Below are 517 nucleotides of genomic sequence, written 5' to 3'. Positions count from 1 at the left end.
AAAGCGGCTTTCTCAGCGGGATCAGCTACCACTTCAATGATCGTGTCACCGTAAAAAGTACCGTAAGATCTTACAAATCTGAGAATAGCAACGGCATTCAAACCGAAGACAGTAGCCTCGCTGCTGAACTTTCTAGCCGCGTGAAAATTACCGATAAGTTAGACATTCACGCGACGTTGGATTACCAAGATTGGCAACAAGGCTTTGAGGTAGGTTTAGGTTTCCGATTCTAAAAATCGAGTGCTTCTTTTGAAATCAACACCCCATTCCAATCGGCATAAACATGATGTTTTGGTTGAACAATTTGGTTCAGCATCGTTAACGTCACGTTGACTTCACCCACACCACGCTTTTCCGTTTTAAACGGGCATGTACCCAGCGCTTGCACTCCTATGTCCATTTGCGACATTTGTGCCACATCACGCACTGCTCCGTACACGATGATACCTTCCCAACCATTTTCGATACCGACTATCGCCAGCTGATCACCAAGCAGCGCTTTTTGGCAGGAACCGTG

The 517-nt window shown here is 46.2% G+C and carries 2 pseudogenes; one reads left to right on the top strand and one right to left on the bottom strand.

Annotated elements, in window-relative coordinates:
- A pseudogene (locus R7Z47_RS26865) lies at positions 1-233 on the top strand (ribonuclease regulator); the annotation flags it as partial.
- Here the strand turns inward: R7Z47_RS26865 and R7Z47_RS26860 are convergent.
- Positions 230-517: pseudogene (locus R7Z47_RS26860) on the bottom strand (putative 4-hydroxy-4-methyl-2-oxoglutarate aldolase); the annotation flags it as partial. The pseudogenes R7Z47_RS26865 and R7Z47_RS26860 overlap by 4 nt on opposite strands.

It is taken from the genome of Vibrio sp. 1641 (assembly GCF_033339995.1).
Taxonomy (GTDB): Bacteria; Pseudomonadota; Gammaproteobacteria; order Enterobacterales; family Vibrionaceae; genus Vibrio; species Vibrio alginolyticus.
Note: the sequence above shows the minus strand (reverse complement) of the source record. Positions and strands in the feature narration are given on the sequence as shown.